At 49.6% G+C, this 228-nt stretch carries 1 protein-coding gene; it reads right to left on the bottom strand.

Translation table 11 applies throughout. The annotated features are described in order from the left end of the window. Nucleotides 1-216 (bottom strand): ABC transporter permease subunit (locus R0J88_RS24240; protein ID WP_410901492.1); only part of this gene is annotated, 216 nt, incomplete at its 3' end. Nucleotides 217-228: the final 12 nt, after the last annotated feature.

Below are 228 nucleotides of genomic sequence, written 5' to 3'. Positions count from 1 at the left end.
ATTCATGCCTAAACCGATCACCGCAGCAGCAAACGGCTCAAGCTCAATACCTATTTGTGGCCCACCAAAATAGATAATGAACAACTGCACCAGGCAGGGTGTACCGCGAAATACGCTGACGTAGATGTTGGCTGCCCACCGCAAGATAATAAATTGTGATAACCGGCACGCCAACAGAACGGTTGCAAGGAGTAAACCCAGCAAGAGTGATAGCACCGAGATCTGCAC

Origin of the sequence: Pseudoalteromonas sp. SIMBA_162, assembly GCF_046535955.1 — a bacterium.
GTDB classification, from domain to species: domain Bacteria; phylum Pseudomonadota; class Gammaproteobacteria; order Enterobacterales; family Alteromonadaceae; genus Pseudoalteromonas; species Pseudoalteromonas marina.
This window is presented reverse-complemented; position numbering and strand designations above follow the sequence as displayed.